Origin of the sequence: Burkholderia paludis, from assembly GCF_000732615.1 — a bacterium.
GTDB classification, from domain to species: Bacteria; Pseudomonadota; Gammaproteobacteria; order Burkholderiales; family Burkholderiaceae; genus Burkholderia; species Burkholderia paludis.
Window position 1 is genome coordinate 146,526 of sequence record NZ_JPGL01000001.1, and the last position, 17,631, is coordinate 164,156.

Sequence of the window (17,631 nt, forward strand, 5' to 3'; positions counted from 1 at the left end):
TTCACGTCAGTGAATGATCCGCGTCACGCCGCGCCCGCGCGGATCGGCCATCGCTTCCGGCGTCTTGCCGTCGATCTTGATCACCTGGATGTCGCCGCTGAAATCCTGCCCCTTCAGTGTGTAGCCGCGCGCCTCGATCTGCTTCGCGAGTTCACCCTCGATCGGGTGGTACGGCTCCCAGAAGATCGTGTTCGGCGGCAGCAGCTGGTGGTGGAAGCGCATCGCGCCGACGGCCTCCTTCAACGGCATCCTGAAGTCGTAGATGTTGTTGATCACCTGGAAGATCGACGTGAAGATCCGCGAGCCGCCCGGCGTGCCGATCACGAGCGACACCTTGCCGTCCTTCGTCATGATCGTCGGCGACATCGACGACAGCGGGCGCTTCTTCGGTTCGATCGCGTTCGCGTCGCTGCCGACCACACCGAACATGTTCGCCACCCCCGGCTTCGCGGAGAAGTCGTCCATCTCGTCGTTCAGCACGATGCCGGTGCCGTCGGCGATCACGCCCGAGCCGAAATAGCCGTTGATCGTGTACGTGTTCGACACCGCGTTGCCCCACTTGTCGACCACCGAGAAGTGCGTCGTTTCGGCCTTCTCCGGCATCGTCGTGCCGAGGCCCGGCTGCACGCTCTTGGTGTCCGACGGCTCCTTCGGATTGACCTCGGCCGCGCGCTTCGCGATGTAGGCGTCGTCGGTCAGCTGCGCGATCGGCACCTTGTAGAAATCGGGATCGCCGAGATACTGCGCGCGATCGGCGAACACGCGCTTCTCGATTTCCGCGACGAGGTGGATGTATTGCGGCGAATTGAGCTTCACGCCCTCGAAGTCCTGCTTGAGGTCGGCCTTCATCTTCAGCAGTTGCACGAGGCCGATGCCGCCCGAGCTCGGGGGCGGCGCGGTGATCACGTCATAGCCGTTCCACCTGGCCTGCACCGGCTCGCGCCACACCGCGCGGTATTGCGCGAGATCCTCGGTGGTGATCAGCCCGTTGCCGTCGCCGGTCTTCATCGACGCGGCGATCAGGTCGGCCGTCTTGCCCTTGTAGAAACCTTCCGCGCCGTCGTTCGAGATGCGCGTCAACACGTCGGCGAGGTCGGGCTGCTTGAAGTTCACGCCGGCCTTCAGCCCGGAGAAGTACTTGTCGAAGTTGGTCTTGCCGCCGAACTCCTTCGACGCGTCGACGCCGCGCTGCGCGAGCTGCTCGTCGACGACGAAGCCGTCGCGCGCATAGTGGATCGCCGGCGCCAGCACCTGCTTCCACTTCAGCTTGCCGAAGCGCTTCTGCGCTTCCCACATGCCCGCGACCGTCCCCGGCACGCCGACCGCGCGCGGGCCGTACAGGCTCATGCCCTTGACGACGTTGCCGTCCTTGTCGAGATACATGTCCTTCGTCGCGGCGAGCGGCGCGCGCTCGCGATAGTCGATGAAGTACGGCTTGCCGTCCTTGTAGATCGTCATGAAGCCGCCGCCGCCGATGTTGCCGGCTTCCGGGTACGTGACGGCAAGCGTGAAGGCGATCGCGACCGCAGCGTCGATCGCGTTGCCGCCCTCCTTGAAGATCCGCTCCGCGGCATCCGCGCTGTACTTGTCGGCCACCGCGACCGCGGAGCTGGTCAGGACGGCCGGCTGCGGCCCCTTCGCATAGACGGGCGCGTTCGGCAGGAAACCGACGCCGGCCACCGTCGCGAGCACGACAGCGGATGATTTGAAGCGATTCAGCGTAGTCATTGCATGTCCCCCATGTGGATCTCCTTCAGGCAGGAAAGGCGCCTGGTCCGTTCGGGGCCGCCGGTACATCGGCGGCCCCGTGCCGGCTACGTAGTATAGGGGGACAAAAAGGGTCGAACACGCCGCCGCGATGAAAGCGCATCGGTCACGTTGCGCGCGGTCATGCTGCGGCGCCGAATACGCGCTCGCGCGCCGCCGGAATGACACGCGAGATCGGCCCTCACGTCATGCTCAAAAACCGAAAGTTGCGAACTGCGAAGCATGCCGCATCGCATGCGAAAAAAAATCTGCAAACGGACCGCCCGCTGCGCGGATCGATCTGAGAAGATAGCGCCCCTTTTCGCGCCGCTTCACCGTCTGGTTCACGCGCCGCTTCACGTTTTCTCGTCTCCGTTGCTATGGCATCACACAATGCGCATCGTGCGACCGGCTTCGCGGCCGGCGTCGCCGCCGCCGTCCTCGTCGCGCAGACCGGCGCCACCGGCCCGTGGCATGCAGGCATGTTCGCCGCGTTCGCGGCGGGCGTCGCGGGCGGCACCGCGCCCGACTGGCTCGAGGTCGCATGGTGGAGCCGCAAGCGCCGCCTGTGGATCACGCACCGCACCCTTACGCACTGGGGCATCGGCTGGCTCGCGCTGCTCGCGCTCGGCTGGCACGGGCTCATTCATCGATCGCATCCGCTCTGGGCCGCGCCGCTGTTCGGCTTCGCCTGCGGCGGCGTGATGCACCTGCTCGCCGACTGGCCCAACCCGCTCGGCGTGCCGTGGATCTGGCGGCGTCACTCGCTCAACCTGTGGAAGAGCGGGCGTTGCGACCTGCTCGTCGTGGCCGCCGCATGGGGCGGCACGCTGTGGCTTGCGCAGTTGCTGTGCTCGCGCGCGCCGCGGCTCGAACACTGGCTCGGCTGGCTGCATCGCGTTTAGTTGCAATTCGGCGCATTTCGGCGTGCGCCCGGCACGCCGTCACACACGCAACTTTCCGTCTGTTGAAAGTACGCGGCCGGCCCCCATCTCGATGCGGAGGGTCGCCGCACTTGCCCGGCACGCACGCGCGGCGTCTGGCACACTGGCGATTCGATTCGCGCGCGCTGCGTTCGCGCCTTCGCCCCCCATTTCAACGCTTCGATGGACGTTACCGCTACCCGCCCTGCCGCCCGTGCGCTCGACGTGTTCCACCCGGCCGTCGCCGCGTGGTTCCGGCGCACGTTCGCCGCGCCGACCGGCGCGCAGGCGCTCGCGTGGCCGCACATCAAGGCCGGCCGCTCCACGCTCGTCGCCGCGCCGACCGGCTCCGGCAAGACGCTCACCGCGTTCCTGTGCGCGCTCGACGATCTGGTGCGCGATGCGCTGTCGCACGACGGCGCGCTGCCCGATGCGACGCTCGTCGTCTACGTGTCGCCGCTGAAGGCGCTGTCGAACGACATCCACGTGAACCTCGACGCGCCGCTCGCCGGCATCGCCGAATCGCTCGCGCAGCTCGGCCTGCCGGTGCCCGCGATCCGTACCGCCGTGCGCACCGGCGATACCACGCAGGCGGAGCGCGCCGCGCTGCGCAAGCGCGCGCCGCACATCCTCGTCACGACGCCCGAATCGCTGTACGTGCTGCTGTCGTCCACCTCCGGGCGGCAGATGCTGTCGAGCGTGCGCTCGGTGATCGTCGACGAAATCCATGCGCTCGCGTCGTCCAAGCGCGGCAGCCATCTCGCGCTGTCGCTCGAACGTCTCGACGCGCTCGCCGGCCGCGCGCTGCCGCGCATCGGGCTGTCGGCAACGCAGAAGCCGATCGATGCGGTTGCGCGGTTCCTGGTCGGCGGGCCAGCCGATGCGCCGCGCGACTGCACGATCGTCGACACCGGCCACGCGCGGGAACGCGATCTCGCGCTCGAACTGCCGAACGTGCCGCTCGAACCCGTGATGGCGACCGACGTGTGGGAGCAGGTGTACGACCGCATCGCCGGGCTCGCGGCCGCGCATCGCACGACGCTGGTGTTCGTCAACACGCGGCGCACCGCCGAGCGCATGGCGCGCCATCTCGCCGACCGGCTCGGCAAGGATGCGATCGCCGCGCATCACGGCAGTCTCGCGAAGGAGCATCGCTTCGATGCCGAGCAGCGCCTGAAGCGCGGTGAACTCAAGCTGCTGGTCGCCACCGCGTCGCTCGAACTCGGCATCGACATCGGCGACGTCGACCTCGTCTGCCAGGTCGGCTCGCCGCGCGGGATCGCGCCGTTCCTGCAGCGCGTCGGCCGTTCGGGGCACCATGTCGGCGGCGTGCCGAAGGGCCGGCTGTTCCCGCTGTCGCGCGACGAGCTCGTCGAATGCGCGGCGCTGCTCGATTGCGTGCGGCGCGGCGAACTCGACGCGTTGCGGATTCCCGAGGCGCCGCTCGACGTGCTCGCGCAGCAGATCGTCGCCGAAGTCGCCTGCGCCGAATGGCGGGAAGACGCGCTATACGCCAGCTTCACGCGTGCGGCGCCGTATGCGCGGCTCACGCGCGAACGCTTCGACGAAGTGATGAAGATGCTCGCCGAAGGCTTCACGAGCCGCCGCGGCGTGCGCGGCGCATACCTGCATCGCGACGTGGTAGGCGGCACCGTGCGCGGGCGCCGCAACGCGATGATGACCGCGACGACCTCGGGCGGCACGATCCCCGACATGGCCGACTACGCGGTGCTGCTCGAACCGCAGGGCATCCAGGTCGGCACCGTCAACGAGGATTTCGCGATCGAGAGCCTGGCCGGCGACGTGTTCCAGCTGGGCAACCAGTCGTACCGGATCATCCGCGTGGAGACGGGCCGCGTGCGCGTCGAGGACGCGCAGGGCCAGTCGCCGAACATTCCGTTCTGGATCGGCGAGGCGCCGGGGCGCAGCGACGAGCTGTCGGCGGCGGTCGGCCGGCTGCGCGCACGGCTCGACGGGCTGTTCGCCGAAGGCGACCGGCAGGCACAGGGCAAGAACCGTGAACGCATCGGCGACGGGGCCGGCGGGAAGTCCATGCCCCGGGCCGACGCCAAAGCGGGCGCGAATGCGGCATCGAAGGCCGGGATCAAGCCCGAGACCGATACCGATGCCTCGCTCGACGTGCAGCACGAGACCGTTGTCACCGCCACCGCCGAGAGTCGCCTCGCGCCGGCGTTGCGCTGGCTCGTCGACGATCTCCGCGTGTCGCCCGACGCCGCGCGCCAGATCGCCGACTACCTCGCCCGCACCCGCGCCGCGCTCGGCGCGCTGCCGACGCAGGATACGCTCGTGATGGAACGCTTCTTCGACGAATCGGGCGGCACCCAGCTGGTGATCCATTCGCCGTTCGGCAGCCGCATCAATCGCGCGTGGGGGCTCGCGCTGCGCAAGCGCTTCTGCCGCAGTTTCAACTTCGAGCTGCAGGCGGCCGCGACCGACGACGCGATCATCCTGTCGCTGTCGCTCGCGCACAGCTTCGCGCTCGACGAAGTGTGGCGCTACCTGCGCTCCGCCAGCGCCGAGCACGTGCTGGTCCAGGCGCTGCTCGACGCGCCGATGTTCGGCGTGCGCTGGCGCTGGAACGCGACGACCGCGCTCGCGCTGCCGCGCTTCACCGGCGGCAGGCGCACCGCGCCGCAATTGCAGCGGATGAAGAGCGAGGATCTGCTCGCGACCGTGTTCCCCGATCAGGTCGCATGCCTCGAGAACATCGTCGGCGAGCGCGAGATCCCGCATCACCCGCTCGTCGACCAGACGCTCGACGATTGCCTGCACGACGCGATGGACACCGACGGCTGGCTCGCGCTGCTGCGCCGGATCGAAAGCGGCGCGATCGAGCTGGTCGCGCGCGACCTGCCCGCGCCGTCGCCGCTCGCGGCCGAAATCCTGAACGCGAAACCCTACGCGTTCCTCGACGATGCGCCGCTCGAGGAGCGCCGCACGCAGGCCGTGCAGTCGCGCCGCTGGAGCGACCCCGAATCGGGCGACGATCTCGGCGCACTCGACGCCGACGCGATCGACGCGGTGCGCGACGAAGCATGGCCGCTCGTGCGCGACGCCGACGAAATGCACGATGCGCTGCTCACGCTCGCGTGCATCGCCGACAGCGAAGCGCGGGCGCACGAAGGCTGGCCCGACCGGCTCGCGGAACTTGCCGAGCGCCGGCGCGCGACGAAGCTCGTCACGCCGGGCGGCGCGGCGCTGTGGGTGCCGGTCGAACGGCTCGTGTGCGTGCGCGCGCTGCATCCCGACGCACGCATGACACCGGCGCTCAAGGTGCCGGCCGCCTGCGCGCAGCCGTGGGAAGCGGACGCCGCGTGCATCGACGTGATCCGCGCCCGGCTCACCGGCTTCGGGCCGCTTGCGCTCGACGCGATCGCGAAACCGCTCGGGCTGACGCCCGCGTCGGTCGCGACGGCGCTCGCGGCGCTGCAGCGCGAAGGCTACGTGATGTGCGGACGCTTCACGCCGGACGCGACGACAGACCAATGGTGCGAGCGCCACTTGCTCGCCCGCATTCATCGCTACACGGTGAAACGGCTGCGGCGCGAGATCGAGCCGGTCGAGCGCGCCGATTTCATGCGCTTCCTGTTTCACTGGCAGCACCTGACACTCGATACGCGCGGCTCGGGCCGTGACGCGCTCGCGGCCGTGGTCGAACAGCTCGAAGGCTACGAGGCCGCGGCGAGCGCCTGGGAAGACGCATTGCTGCCCGCGCGGCTCACCGACTACACGGCGGGCGGCCTCGACGAGCTGTGCCGCTCGGGCAAGCTCGTCTGGACGCGCATCGGCGCGCCGGCGCGCGCGGCCGGCACGCCCGTGAAGACAACGCCGATCGTGCTGCTGCCGCGCCGCCACCTCGATGCGTGGCAGGCGCTGCGCGACCCCGATGCGCAGCCGGCGCTGTCCGCGCGGGCCGCGCAGGTGCGCGACGCGCTTGCCGCGCACGGTGCGATGTTCTTCGATGCGCTGCTCGACGACCTGCACATGCTGCCCGTCGAACTCGAACAGGCGCTCGGCGAACTCGTGTCGGCCGGCCTCGTCAACGCGGACAGCTACGCGGGCCTGCGCGCGCTGCTGAAGCCCGCCGTCAAGCGCAGCGCGACCTATGCGCCACGCACGCGGCGCGGCGGCGCGCTGATCGGCGGGATGGACGACGCGGGCCGCTGGGCGCTCGTGCAACGTCGCGCGCCGCCGGACGACAGGCCGGCGCCGAAACGCGGCCCGGCAGCAACCGACCCCGACGCGCTCGACCACATCGCGTGGACGCTGCTGCGCCGCTATGGCGTCGTGTTCTGGCGGCTGCTCGAGCGCGAAGCCGACTGGCTGCCGAGCTGGCGCGAACTCGTCCGCGTGCTGCAGCGCCTCGAGGCGCGCGGCGAAATTCGCGGCGGACGCTTCGTCGCCGGGCTCGCGGGCGAACAGTTCGCGCTGCCCGAAGCGATCCCGATCCTGCGCGAGCTGCGGCGGCAACCGGGTGACGGGCAGTACGTGTGCGTGACGGGCGCGGACCCGCTGAATCTCGCCGGCACGCTGCTGCCCGGCGACAAGGTACCGGCGCTGGCCGGCAACCGCGTGCTGTTCCGCGACGGCGTGCCCGTCGCGTCGCTGGTATCGGGCACGTTCCACTACACGCCCGAACTGTCGCCCGCCGCACGCGAGGATGCACGCCTGCGGCTCGCCCGTCACCGCTGACACCGGCCGACACGCACGCGGCAGGGACGGACGATCGCCGGGCCGTGCGGCCGCGAGCGCTTCGGTACCCTTGAGCGATCGGATTGGCCGCATGAGCACATCGCGCAGCCGGGCTGCTCACGGGCGGCGCGCGCCGCGCCATCTGCAAGTGACCGGGCTGTGCCGACGCCCCGGCAGGTGCAAGCGGGCTGCCGTCCGCCCGCTTGCGGCGCCGAACCGGCGGATGGCCGGCCGAACCGCTGGCCGGATAACCGGCCCGAGCGCGGCGCGCATCATGTGAAGCGATGCGCCGAACCGGCCGCCCGCCGGTTCGGCATGCCGGTCAGGCGGGCACCAGCTCGAAGCTGAGCCGCTTGCCGAGCGCGGCGGCCGCGCTCGCGAGCGTCGCGAGCGTGAGGCTCGTGTCGGTTTCGTCGAGCAGGCGGTTGAGCGCGGCGCGGCTGGTTTTCATGCGCGCGGCCATCGCGGTCTTCGTGATGTGCTGCGCCTTCATTTCCTGCCCGATCTGCCACGCGATCACGCGCTTGATCGCGGTGGCGGTGGCGGCTTCGAGGTTGCCGTCCTCCTCGAGGAAGGCATCGAAATCGCTGCCGATATGCGGGTTGTGGGTGGTCGTCATGTCGTGCTCCAAGTGCATGGCGTTGCCGGCGGCCCGACCGTCGAAGACGGCGCGTTCCGGCGCAACCGGGAATGTCAGATGGCGTGCGTCAGCGCTTTCAGGCGCGCGACGGCGACCTCGAGATCGTCCGGCGGCGTGGCCCGCGACTGCTTGATGAAGGCATGCAGCAGGACCATCGTGTCGCCGACGACCGTAAACAGCACACGGGCGCACCGCCCCGGCAACATCACGCGGATCTCCCACAGATCCCTCGCCATCTTCCGGACCAGCGGCATGCCGAGCGGCCAGCCGAGTTGAACGGTCTTGATCTCTTCGCCGATCGCCCGGCGCTCCACTGGCCCGAGCGCCCGGAGCCATTCGCGCACCGGCTCGTTGCCCCGGGCCGTCAGGAAGAACCGCACGCCGAGCGTGGCCTGGATCTGCTGTCTCGCCATCGTCTTGTCACCAATCGTACCAAAAATGGTACGATATGCCAAGCACCACGAGGCGCGCTACTGGCCGGATGGCCGATCCGTCCGCGCGGCAGGCGCGCGGGCCGACGCCCGGCCCGATGGATCACCGATCGCGGCGAGCCGGCTTGCGTGCCGTGCGCGGCGGCCGCGGCGCGCGGGTGTCGCCGAACCGCGACCGCGCGATGTCGCGCACGGCATCGATCAGCGTGCGGGCGACCGGCGACGGCTGTGCATCGGTGCGCAGCACGAGCCCGACCGGCTCGTCGGTACCGGCAGACGGCAGCGGCAGGCGGGCCAGTGCGCCGGCCGACAGGTCGTATTCGGCCGCATAGAGCGGCACGAACCAGACCGCGTCGTTCTCGAGCGCCAGTGCGCGCGCGACCGATACCGACAGCACCTCGATGAACGCATCCAGCGGCGGCGCGCCGCAGGCGAGGAGCAGTTGCTCGGCCGACTGGCGGATCAGCGTGCCGAACGGCGGCAGCACGACCGGATAACGCGCCAGCTCGGCTGCCGGCGCCCCGCTCGCCAGCAGCGGATGCCCGGCGCGCACGACCGCGACGAGCGGCTCGTTGTACAACTGCTCGAACGCGAGCCCGATCATCCGCTCCGGCTCCGACAGCCGCCCGATCGCGCATTCGATCGCGCCGGACTTCAGGCGCTCGAGCAGATCGGCGTTCGCGGCCGTTGCGATCCGTACGACGACGCGCGGCCAGCGCGCGGCCAGCGCCTTCATCAGGGCCGGCGCGAGCGACGCCGCGACGGTCGGCAGCATGCCGATTTCCAGCGTCGCCGCGGCCGCCCCGCCCTCGCGCGCCAGCAGCCCGACGCCCTGCCGCAGCGCCAGCACGCACGCATTCGCGTGCGGCAGGAACAGCTGCGCTTCGCGGGTCGGCTGCGCGCCCTGCCGGCCGCGCTCGAACAGCTTCACGCCGAGGATCGCCTCGAGCTCGGCGATCGTCTTCGAGACGGCGGGCTGCGTGATCGACAGGCTCTCGGCCGCCTTCTGCACGCCGCCCGACTGCGCGACCGCGAGAAAACACTGCAGGTGCCGGAACTTGACGCGGCCGTCGGCGATACGGTTATTCATAACGGGCAGTTATGCGATGAACGAAGAAATACCATTTTGCATAACTTTCCGGAGCACCCCAAGCCCCCCGGCACGGCATACGTCATGCGTCGCGCCGCAGCGCCTGGAAGCCGGCCGGCTCCCACATCCGTTTCGCGATCAGCAGGCTGGTCCCGTGCTTCTGCGCGAGCGGCGCGGACGACGATTCCGCATGCAGCGCAGCCGCCTTGCTGCGCAGCCGCCGCAACTCCAGTTCGAGCTCGGCCGACGCGGCCTCCGTCAGCATCCCCTGCGAGAACGTCATCGTCTCGCCCTCGCCGTCGAAACGGCTGTCGAGGAAATCGCCGAGCGCGTGCGCATGGAAATAACGGCGGATCGGCCCGCCGGGCAGCCAGTCGAAATCGCGCGCGACGCGCACGCGAATCCGGTCGCCCGGCAGCAGCGCAACGACGTTCATCCGATCGAGCATCAGCAGGTATTTCAGGCACTCGGCCTGCGTCACCCGGTAGGCCGACACGATGTCCTGCACGGTCCAGTAGTTGATCGCGCAGACGGCGACCAGCAGCAGCTTCTCGTCCGACACGAGCAGCGCCTCCTGCTGATCGGTCAGCACACGCAGCCTCGGCGCCGACGCCGAGGCCTCCTGCACGAGCTCGGCCAGCGTATAGCCGAGCAACTGCGCGATCTCCGCGACGCGTTCCAGCGTAAAGCGCCCGCTGGCGAACAGCCGCTTCACGCTGGTCTCGGAGACGTCCAGCGAACGTGCGACATCGCGGTAGGTCATTCCCTGCGCCTTCAACTGGCGCTTCAATGTTTCGATGAGTTGGGCGGTTTCGGTCATTCCGGTATCGAAAAATGATGCTCAAGGTCAGATATTAGGCTACCTGCGCATGCAAATGAACACTTTCGGGTACTTGTCTGCATAATTCGTTCCGTCCTGTCACCCAACGACGGAGCCGAAATGACCACCCGGACCGAAACCGCAGCTTACGAACCGCAGCACACCGCACCGCGCGATGCACGCGACACGGGTCGCACGATGTCGCTCGCCACGGTCCGCACGCTGGCCGCCAGCGCACACGTCGGCGATCTCGTGTTCATCCGGGTGCCGGCGCGTGCGCCGCGCGACACCGCAGGCACGGCAGGCGCTTGGGCCAATCGCTTCGGCATCGTCGTCGATACGTCGGGCGACGAGCCCATGATCGCCGAATCCGCGTGGGCCTGGACGACGCTCACGCCGCTGTCGCGCTTCGTCGCCCGCACCGTGGGCGGCCGTATCGCCCTGGCGCGCCGCGTCGCGGCACCGGGCGCCGACGCGCAGCGCCAGGTGCATGAGGCCGCCGAACGGCAGATCGACTCGCTGCTCGGCCACCGCTTCAGCCCGCGGGCGCGACGCGGGTTCTGCGCGCGGTACGTGAGCGACGTGCTCGGCGCCGACCGGGCCGCGACACCGGCCGCACTGCTGCGCGGCGGCACGCTGTCGCTCGAATTCGACGGGATCGTGCTGGATCCCGACCGCCAGTCATGACGGGCACGCTCGGGGAGACCGGATAACAATAAGAACGACAATACAAAAAGCAGCGACGGGCTGGCTGGAGGGCCGTGCACGGGGTCGTCACCGACGACGCGAAGCCCGATCGCTTTCTCCGCCGGACAGGCATCCTGTCCGGCGGTATTTTCATTGGCGTCTCAAACATAACGAACCGTTATGCGATGCACGAAAAAAGGTCATTTTGCATAACTTTCCGGATTGACTAAAGTCCTGCCATCCACTTCGCGAAATACCTATCAGGAGACGCCCGATGGATTCCCCCACGATCCTCACGCCGCGCGACTGGCCGTCGCATCCGGCCTATGTGCACCCCGAGTACCGTTCGTCCGTGAAGCGCGGCCCGACCCGCCCGCTGATCCCGCTGAAGGAGAAGCTGCGCGACCAGTACGCGCCCGTCTACGGCGCGGAAGATCTCGGCGCGCTCGACCACGACCTGACGAAGAACGCCGTGAAGAACGGCGAGCCGCTCGGCGAGCGCATGATCGTCACGGGCCGCGTGCTCGACGAAGGCGGCAAGCCCGTGCGCAACACGCTCGTCGAGGTATGGCAGGCGAACGCGGCCGGCCGCTACGTGCACAAGGTCGATCAGCACGATGCGCCGCTCGACCCCAACTTTCTCGGCGCGGGCCGCTGCCTGACCGACGACGAAGGCCGCTACCGCTTCCTGACGATCAAGCCCGGCGCGTATCCATGGGGCAACCATCCGAACGCGTGGCGCCCGAATCACATCCATTTCTCGCTGTTCGGCGATTATTTCGGCTCGCGTCTCGTCACGCAGATGTACTTCCCCGGCGATCCGCTGCTCGCGTACGACCCGATCTTCCAGGGCACGCCCGAGGCCGCGCGCGATCGCCTGATCTCGCGCTTCTCGATGGACATCACCGAAGAAGGCTATGCGCTCGGCTACGAATTCGACATCGTGCTGCGCGGCCGCGACGCCACCCCGATGGAGCGCTGAACCATGACGACGCTGAAGCAAACCCCCTCGCAGACGGTCGGCCCGTACTTCGCCTACGGCCTGTGCCCGCAGCAGTACGACTACGACCTGAAAAGCCTGTTCACGCCGACGATCGCCGCCGCGCATGCCGAAGGCGAACACGTGCTGCTGGTTGGCCAGGTATTCGACGGCGACGGCAACGTGGTCGGCGACGCGGTGCTCGAATTCACGCAGGCCGATAGCGCGGGCCGCTACCCCGCGTCGCGCAGCGACATCGCGACATCCGGCTTCACGGGCTTCGCGCGGGTCGGCACCGGCACCGATGCGCAACAGCGCTTCGTCGTCGAGACGGTGAAGCCGGGCCGCATCGCCGCCGGCGAAGCGCCGCACATCAACGTGACCGTGATGATGCGCGGGATCCTCACCCATGCGTTCACGCGCGTGTACTTCGACGACGAAGCCGCCGCGAACGCGGCCGACCCCGTGCTGAACGCGGTGCCGGCCGAACGCCGCGCGACGCTCGTTGCAAAACGCGACGCGCAGCCGGGCCGCCCGGTCGTCTACCGCTTCGACATCCGCATGCAGGGGCCGGACGAAACGGTGTTCTTCGACGTGTGACGCGCGTGCCGGCACGCGCCGGCTTCGCATGCAACCGTCACGCCGCGTGGCGCGATACCGGCAGGCATCGCGCCGCGCGGCGTTTTTCGTAGGCCATCGCCGTCGTCCGATGCTGCGCCGCATCGCATCGGGCCACGGCGGCCGATGCCTGCCGCGCGGGACTGCCGCCGTCTGGATGGAACGCACGCTTGAAACGCATGCTGCAACAGCACATGAATCGGCGCGCCGGCGGGATTTCGTTTGCGCGTTATGCGGCGTATTCTTCGTTATTCGCAACCCGACAACGGAATTGCATCGAGGGAAGCAACAATTACACACGTAATGCGCGACATCGCCCAACGGGCTGTTCGCGCATTTTTTCTGACCGAGTGCCTTTAAACGCGTCTGACCGAAGTTGGCAGGCGCGTATTTTTTGGCGGGTGCGGCCGGCGCACGCCGTTGAGCGCACGGCTGCCGTCCGGCTAGCGCCGAATCTCCAGGTAGCGGCTCGGCGTGTCGCCCAGGATGCGGCGGAACGCCGACGTGAACGCACTCGCGCTCGCGTACCCGAGATCGAGCGCGACGCGCGTCACCGGTTGCCCGTCGCTCAGCCGGGCAATCGCCGCGAGCATGCACACCTGCTGGCGCCAGGCGGCAAAGCTCACGCCCGTCTGCGCGCGGAACTGCCGCGTGAACGTGCGCCGGCTCAAGCCCGCACTCGCGGCCACCTGATCGAGATCGGCCTCGATCGACGGCGACGCCAGCAGGTGCCGGCACACCCTCGCCAGCCGCGCGTCGGCCGGCAGCGGCGCATGCAGCGACAGGCGCGGCATCGTCGCGATCTCCGCAACCAGCAGCGCCATCAGCTTGCCCGCACGCCCGTCGACGTCGTACATGGCCGGCAGGTCGACCGCATCGTCGAGCAGTTGCCGCAGCAGCGCCGATACGCCATAGACGCCGCACTGCCCGGGCAGGCCGGCCTCCCGGGCGGCGTCGCCGGACACGAACGTGTTGAGCATCGTGACCGGCCCGGTCATCGTCATTTCGTGCCGCACGCCGGCCGGCACCCAGCACGCGCGCTGCGGCGGCACCAGCCAGCGCCCGTGCGGCGTCGACACGCTGATCGTGCCGCGCGACGCGAACGCGAATTGCCCGCGCTCGTGCGCGTGCTCCGGAAACGTCGTGCCCGCGCCATAGTCGTTGGCGGTCACGACCACGCTTCGCGGGATGTGTTCGTAGGGATCCACCAGCGTATTTCTCACGGCCCGAATTCCATCATCAATGACCCGATATCGAAGGCGGGCCTCCTTCTGTCGATCTACGATCCGCTTCACCCTTGCGCGACCTGACGGCCGCAAGACCCGCCGGCCTGATCGGCCGGATTACAACTGCATCGGAGCGGATATGCCGAATACGTTTCATCGCGTGGGGAACGGCCCCCACCCTGTTCTTGTACTGCCCGGCTGGTTCGGCGACGCCCACGCGTTTGAACCCGTCGAGGCGTGGCTGTCGCGCGAGCACTTCAGCTACGTGTTCATGGACTTCCGGGGCTACGGCAGCATGCGCGACGCGGCGGGCAACTACACGATCGACGAGATCGCCGCCGACGCGCTCGCGCTGGCCGACGCGCTCGATTTCCCGACCTTCAGCGTCGTCGGCCACTCGATGGGCGCCATGGCGGCCGAGAAAGTCGCCGCCATGGCGCCCGAACGCGTGCGTGCGCTGGTGGCGATCACGCCCGTACCTAGCGGCGGCCTGCCGTTCGATCCGGAGAAGCGCGCGCTATTCGAGCGCGCCGCCGGCCATGTTGCCGATCGCCGCACCATCATCGATCGCAGCACCGGCGGCCGGCTGCCCGCCGCCTGGGTCGAATGGAAAGCCGCGTATTCGGCCGCCCGTTCGGCGCCGCATGCGTTCGGCGCGTACTTTCGCGCGTGGGCCGATACGGATTTCAGCGGCGAAATCGCCGGCATCCATCCGGTGAAAGTGCTGATCGGTGCACACGATTCCGCGTTCGACATGGCGCTGATGGCCCGCACCTACCTGCAACGCTATCCGCTCGCCACCGTCGACGTCCTGCACGATGCCGGCCATTATCCGATGAACGAGACGCCGCTCGCGCTGGCCGCGGCAATGGAGGCGTTCCTGTTCGCCGTGACGGAGAGCCCTGCCGCCGTCGCCTGACCGGCCGCACGCAGGCGGCATCGTTGCGGCACGCATCACCGCAGCATGAACGACATCGCCGACAGGCTGTTCAGCGTGCGGACCACATGCTCGACCGACGGCCCGTCGAAGCGCAGCGTCACCGCGTCGACACGCTCGAGCGACGGCAGCACGCCGAACAGGTCGGCCAGCGCCGCCGTCTGCACGCGCAGCGTGCAAGCGGCCGGCGTGGGCCGGCGGGCGGCGGCGCACCAGCCGGCCGACAGCGCCTGCACGACCGTTTCGCGCGCGGCGCTCGCGATCCGGGCGCACGACGCCGCGGGCGTGAGCGTATCGCCGCTCGACGCGCCGCCGGCCGTCTTGACCGTCTCGAAGCGCGCCTCCGGAAACAGCGGCTGCGTTTCCTCCGCGAATACGTCGTCGCCCGTCGCCAGCGCGACGTGCGCGCCATATTCGCGCGCCAGCGCACCATACAGCCCGGCTTCGCCGAGTTCGACACCGTTCAGCCACACCTGCGTGAACGCGAAGCTGTTGATCGTGTGCGCGAGCACGCCGCGCGTCTGCGATTTCGCGTGATAGCCGATCATGAACACGAGGTCGGGCCGCTGTTCGAGGCCCGTCATCATTCCGAGCGTGCGCGGCTTGCCGAGCACGACGCGCGCGCGTGCATCGAGACCGTCGGGCAGCAGGTTGCGAAAGCCGCCGTGCGAATCGTTGATCCACACGGACTGCGCGCCGCCCGCGAACGCGCCTTCGATCGCGGCGTTCGCCTCGGCGGTCATCCAGCGGCGCGCGCGCTCGTATTCCGGATTGCCGGCACGCGTCTGCTCGGTGGCGAACACGCCCGCGACGCCTTCGATGTCGGTCGAAATCAGGATCTTCATGACTGGGTAGGACGTCCTTCGTTGCCTTCGTTGAACAACCGATCGAGATCGGGCACCGCCTCGCGCAGCGCCTGCCGCACATGGCCGTCGCGCCCGGCGACCGTCACGGCCTGCAGCAGCGCGTCGGCAATCGCGTGCTCGACGCTCTCGGCCGCGGCCATGAACAGCGGATCGAGCGCCGCATCGGCCACGAGGGCGGGCAGCGCAACGGTCGATGCGTCGTGCATGATCGTGTACGCGGTCGAGAAAGCGAGCGCGATGTCGCCGCTGCCGTGCCCGTATACCGAGCCCGTGCGGGCCAGCCCCGCGCCCGCGCGACGCGCGAGGCGCGACAGTTGCCGCGCGTCGAGCGGCGCGTCGGTGGCCAGCAACAGGATGATCGAGCCCTGCTCCGGCGGCATCGCGTGCGCGGCCCCCGCCGCACGGCGTTGCGCGACGATGCGCCCGAGCGGCACGCCGCCGAGCGTCAGCATCGGCAACCGGCCGAAATTCGCCAGCACGAGCGCGCCGACCGTATAGGGCCGGCCGGCCGCCACGGCGACGCGCGACGCCGAACCGATCCCGCCCTTCAGGTCGAAGCACGACATCCCGCGCCCGGCGCCTACCGCACCGCGGGCGACATCGCGCGACGCCGCGCGGCACGCGTCGTCGTAATGCGCGGCCGTCACCGCAAATGCCTGGATATCGTTCAGATAGCCGTCGTTGCACTCGAACACGAGCGGGTTGACCGTCGGCCAGTCGCGCCCGATCAGGGGATTCGCGGCGATCGCCGCGCGGATCTGCGCGTGCGCGACCGCGCCGACACCGAACGTATTGGTCAGCGCGACCGGCGTATCGAGCGTGCCGAGTTCGTCGACCTGCACGAGCCCGACACTCTTGCCGAAGCCGTTGATCACGGCCGCGCCGGCCGGCACCTTGCTGCGGTACGCGTCGCCCGGATGCGGCTTCACGACGGTCACGCCCGTCTGCACGCCGCCGGCATCGAGCGTGCAATGACCGACCGTCACGCCCGGCACGTCGGCGATCGTGCCGCGCGGCCCGGCCGGCAGCGTCGCCGCCCACATCGGAGCGATACGCATCAGCGGCGCTCCAGCTTCGGATCGAGCGCGTCGCGCAGCCCGTCGCCGAGCAGGTTGAACGCGAGCACGGTCAGGAAGATCGCGAGGCTCGGGAAGATCGCGATGTGCGGCGCCGTCACCATGTCCGCGCGCGCCTCGTTGAGCATCGCGCCCCACTCCGGCGTCGGCGGCTGCGCGCCGAGCCCGAGGAACGACAGGCTCGCGGCCGTGATGATCGACGTGCCGATGCGCATCGTGAAGTAGACGACGACCGACGACACGGTGCCCGGCAGGATGTGCCGCACGATGATCGTCCAGTCGGATGCGCCGATGCTGCGCGCGGCCTCGACGTAGGTCATGTGCTTGAGCATCAGCGTATTGCCGCGCACGAGCCGCGCGAACGCCGGGATGCTGAAGATCGCGACCGCGCAGATCACGTTGACCATCCCGTTGCCGAGGATCGCGACCACGCCGATCGCGAGCAGGATGCCGGGGAACGCGAACAGCACGTCGGCAACGCGCATCGTGACGCGGTCCCACCAGCCTTCGTAGTAGCCGGCGAGCAGCCCGAAGAAGGTGCCGATCACCGCGCCGAGCGCGACCGAGAAGAAGCCGGCCGCAAGCGAGATGCGCGTGCCCGCGACGATCCGGCTGAAGATGTCGCGGCCGAGCGAATCGACGCCGAACCAGTGCACGAGCGACGGCCCCGCGTTCAGCGCATCGTAGTCGAAGTAGTTCTCCGGATCGAACGGCACGATGTGCGGGCCGACGAAGGCCAGCACGACGAGCGCCAGCACGAAGCCGCCCGCGACGAGCGCGACGGTCTGCTTGCGGAACTTGCGCCAGAATTCGCGCCACGGCGTGCGGATCGCGGTGGATGCGGCCGGCGCCGCGGTCTGGACAGTCGCATTCATGCGC

At 69.2% G+C, this 17,631-nt stretch carries 15 protein-coding genes; 6 read left to right on the plus strand and 9 right to left on the minus strand.

Translation table 11 applies throughout. The features are described 5' to 3' along the window. Positions 1 to 6: 6 nt before the first annotated feature. Positions 7 to 1,728 carry a gamma-glutamyltransferase gene (ggt, locus tag GQ56_RS0100630; RefSeq protein ID WP_031396809.1) on the minus strand — a complete coding sequence of 574 codons (1,722 nt, stop codon included), beginning with the start codon at positions 1,726 to 1,728 and terminating at the stop codon, positions 7 to 9. 398 nt (positions 1,729 to 2,126) lie between these two features. On the opposite strand from ggt, the gene GQ56_RS0100640 reads away from it, so the two are divergent. Together GQ56_RS0100640 and GQ56_RS0100645 are read left to right on the plus strand one after the other, a co-directional pair. Further along, complete coding sequence (locus GQ56_RS0100640) at positions 2,127 to 2,651, plus strand: metal-dependent hydrolase (RefSeq protein ID WP_031396810.1); 525 nt, start codon at positions 2,127 to 2,129, stop codon at positions 2,649 to 2,651. A gap of 201 nt (positions 2,652 to 2,852) precedes the next feature. After that, on the plus strand, positions 2,853 to 7,382 hold the full coding sequence (locus tag GQ56_RS0100645) for a DEAD/DEAH box helicase (RefSeq protein WP_031396811.1): 4,530 nt from the start codon (positions 2,853 to 2,855) through the stop codon (positions 7,380 to 7,382). Positions 7,383 to 7,704: 322 nt separating this feature from the next. On the opposite strand, the gene GQ56_RS0100650 is transcribed toward GQ56_RS0100645, so the two are convergent. From GQ56_RS0100650 to GQ56_RS0100665, 4 genes are all read right to left on the minus strand, one after another. Continuing rightward, complete coding sequence (locus tag GQ56_RS0100650; protein ID WP_031396812.1) at positions 7,705 to 8,001, minus strand: XRE family transcriptional regulator; 297 nt, start codon at positions 7,999 to 8,001, stop codon at positions 7,705 to 7,707. A gap of 74 nt (positions 8,002 to 8,075) precedes the next feature. Then, positions 8,076 to 8,435, minus strand: a complete 360-nt coding sequence (locus GQ56_RS0100655) for a type II toxin-antitoxin system RelE/ParE family toxin (RefSeq protein WP_031396813.1) — start codon at positions 8,433 to 8,435, stop codon at positions 8,076 to 8,078. Positions 8,436 to 8,556: 121 nt separating this feature from the next. Then, positions 8,557 to 9,543, minus strand: a complete 987-nt coding sequence (pcaQ, locus tag GQ56_RS0100660) for a pca operon transcription factor PcaQ (protein WP_031396814.1) — start codon at positions 9,541 to 9,543, stop codon at positions 8,557 to 8,559. Between the two features lie 82 nt (positions 9,544 to 9,625). Next, a complete protein-coding gene (locus GQ56_RS0100665) occupies positions 9,626 to 10,363 on the minus strand; it encodes a helix-turn-helix domain-containing protein (protein ID WP_031396815.1) in 738 nt (245 codons plus the stop codon). Between the two features lie 120 nt (positions 10,364 to 10,483). On the opposite strand from GQ56_RS0100665, the gene GQ56_RS0100670 reads away from it, so the two are divergent. The 3 genes from GQ56_RS0100670 (at position 10,484) to pcaG (ending at position 12,629) form a co-directional block, all read left to right on the plus strand. Next, entirely contained in the window at positions 10,484 to 11,050 is a 567-nt protein-coding gene (locus GQ56_RS0100670; protein ID WP_031396816.1) for a YiiX/YebB-like N1pC/P60 family cysteine hydrolase, read from the plus strand. Between the two features lie 274 nt (positions 11,051 to 11,324). Then, positions 11,325 to 12,032, plus strand: coding sequence for a protocatechuate 3,4-dioxygenase subunit beta (gene pcaH, locus GQ56_RS0100675; RefSeq protein WP_031396817.1), 708 nt, complete (start codon positions 11,325 to 11,327; stop codon positions 12,030 to 12,032). 3 nt (positions 12,033 to 12,035) lie between these two features. Beyond that, on the plus strand, positions 12,036 to 12,629 hold the full coding sequence (gene pcaG, locus GQ56_RS0100680; protein ID WP_031396818.1) for a protocatechuate 3,4-dioxygenase subunit alpha: 594 nt from the start codon (positions 12,036 to 12,038) through the stop codon (positions 12,627 to 12,629). A 461-nt stretch (positions 12,630 to 13,090) separates the two neighbouring features. Here pcaG and GQ56_RS0100690 read toward each other — a convergent pair whose 3' ends face one another. After that, complete coding sequence (locus GQ56_RS0100690; RefSeq protein WP_031396819.1) at positions 13,091 to 13,870, minus strand: AraC family transcriptional regulator; 780 nt, start codon at positions 13,868 to 13,870, stop codon at positions 13,091 to 13,093. A gap of 142 nt (positions 13,871 to 14,012) precedes the next feature. On the opposite strand from GQ56_RS0100690, the gene GQ56_RS0100695 reads away from it, so the two are divergent. Continuing rightward, positions 14,013 to 14,792, plus strand: coding sequence for an alpha/beta fold hydrolase (locus GQ56_RS0100695; protein ID WP_031396820.1), 780 nt, complete (start codon positions 14,013 to 14,015; stop codon positions 14,790 to 14,792). Positions 14,793 to 14,827: 35 nt separating this feature from the next. Here GQ56_RS0100695 and GQ56_RS0100700 read toward each other — a convergent pair whose 3' ends face one another. Genes GQ56_RS0100700 through gsiD form a run of 3 tightly spaced genes read right to left on the minus strand, consistent with a single transcriptional unit; the run spans position 14,828 to position 17,627 of the window. Then, positions 14,828 to 15,655, minus strand: coding sequence for a M55 family metallopeptidase (locus tag GQ56_RS0100700; RefSeq protein WP_031396821.1), 828 nt, complete (start codon positions 15,653 to 15,655; stop codon positions 14,828 to 14,830). Beyond that, positions 15,652 to 16,734 carry a DmpA family aminopeptidase gene (locus GQ56_RS0100705; RefSeq protein WP_031396822.1) on the minus strand — a complete coding sequence of 361 codons (1,083 nt, stop codon included), beginning with the start codon at positions 16,732 to 16,734 and terminating at the stop codon, positions 15,652 to 15,654. Before GQ56_RS0100705 ends, GQ56_RS0100700 begins: the two co-directional genes overlap by 4 nt. Then, positions 16,734 to 17,627, minus strand: a complete 894-nt coding sequence (gene gsiD / locus GQ56_RS0100710; protein ID WP_031396823.1) for a glutathione ABC transporter permease GsiD — start codon at positions 17,625 to 17,627, stop codon at positions 16,734 to 16,736. Before gsiD ends, GQ56_RS0100705 begins: the two co-directional genes overlap by 1 nt. Positions 17,628 to 17,631: the final 4 nt, after the last annotated feature.